Here is a 1,682-nt window from a genome sequence, read left to right as displayed (position 1 = left end):
GCCCTGCTGGAACGGTCGCGCGCGTCTGAAATGCGCGGCCGGGCGCGACTGGAATCGGGGGCGGTCGAGACCTTGAGCCGGCTGGAGCCGGCGGATCGTGCGGCCCTGGCGCCCATCCTGTCGCGCCATCGGTCCAAGTCGAAGGAGAGCAAGCACGGCGCGAGCTCATCGACGAACGAGGCGGCCAAGCCGACGACGGCGTCGCAACCGGCGAGTTAGACGGCCTTACGCCGCGCGGGCCTGAACGCGCTGGGCGGGGGCGCCGACAGGGGCCACGGCCCCTTCGGGCGCGCGGGTCGGCAGGTCGAACCAGACGGTGGTGCCGCGTCCTGGCTCGCTTTCGATCGTCATGGCCCCGCCGTGCAGTTCGATCAGCGACTTGGTCAGGGCCAGGCCCAGGCCGGTCCCTTGCGTCGACTTGGAGTGTTGCCCCTCGACCTGTTCGAACGGCTGGGCCAGCCGTTCCAGATCCTTGGCGGAGATGCCGATGCCCGTGTCGACGACCGAGACGCGCACCGTGTCCGCATCGTGCGGCGCGACCGCCACCGACACGGCGCCGCCTTCGGGCGTGAACTTCACCGCATTGGAGATGAGGTTCAGCAGCACCTGCTTCAGGCCGCGCTGATCGGCCTCGATATGCAGATCCTCGGGGCAGTCCAGCGTCAGGGTCAGCTGTGACTCCTGCGCCTTGCCGCGCATCAGCCGCACCGCCTCGGCGCACAGGATGTCCAGCGCCATCGGCTCATAGTGCAGGGTCAGCTTGCCCGCCTCGATCTTGGCCATGTCGAGGATGTCGTTGATCAGGCTGAGCAGGTGCTGGCCCGAGCCGTGGATGTCGGCGGCGTAGCCCTTGTAGCGGCGATCGCCCAGGGGACCGAACATCTCGGCGGCCATGATTTCCGAGAAGCCATTGATGGCGTTCAGCGGGGTGCGCAGCTCATGGCTCATATTGGCCAGGAACTCGGACTTGGCCTGGTTGGCGGCTTCGGCGCGGGTCATGGCGACCTCATATTTGCGCGCCAGAAGCGCCAGGTTCGCCTGGCTGGCCTCCAGCTCGGCCACCATGGCGCGCAGTTCGTCTGCGGCGCGGCGGCGCTCGGCTTCCTGGCGGCGGATGACGGTGATGTCGGCGCAGATCACCACCGTGCCGCCGTCGCCGGTGAAGCGCTCGGCCATCTGCAGCCAGCGGCCGTCCTTCAGCTCGACCTCGCGCACGCCGGCGCGGCCCCCGGCCGAGGGGTGTTCGGCCTTGATCGCCTCGGCGGCGATGCGGTTCAGTTCGTCCTTCTGCGCGCCGGGCCGGACAACGCCCTCGGGGAAGGCGAAGGCGTCCTGGAAGCCCTGGTTCCACAGGATCAACCGCCCGCGCCGGTCGAACAGGACGAAGGCGTCGGACACGCTTTCGATGGCGTCGCGCAGACGGCTCTCGGCGGCCTGGGCCTGGGCCTTGGTGCGACGGGCCTCGGTGACGTCCAGCGCCACGCCCATCAGGCTGTCATAGCCGCTGTCGCGTCGCGACTGGCGCGACTGGCCGCGCGCGTCGATCCAGCGTACGCCGCCGTTGCTGAGCGGCACGGGGAAGGCGGCCTCGAACACGCCGTCGGCCATGGCCTTGTCCAGGGCCTCGATCATCAGCTGGCGATAGCGCGGGTGGACCCGCTCGATCACGGCCTGGGTGGTCA

General features: G+C 69.6%; 1 protein-coding gene and 1 pseudogene. One reads left to right on the top strand and one right to left on the bottom strand.

Annotated features, from left to right (window positions below):
- A pseudogene (locus RT567_RS16270) lies at positions 1-219 on the top strand (hypothetical protein); the annotation flags it as partial.
- A 6-nt stretch (positions 220-225) separates the two neighbouring features.
- Here RT567_RS16270 and RT567_RS16265 read toward each other — a convergent pair.
- On the bottom strand, positions 226-1,682 hold a 1,457-nt coding region (locus tag RT567_RS16265), incomplete at its 5' end, for an ATP-binding protein (RefSeq protein ID WP_313577244.1).

The organism is Brevundimonas sp. (assembly GCF_032107865.1).
Taxonomy (GTDB): Bacteria; Pseudomonadota; Alphaproteobacteria; order Caulobacterales; family Caulobacteraceae; genus Brevundimonas.
This window is presented reverse-complemented; position numbering and strand designations above follow the sequence as displayed.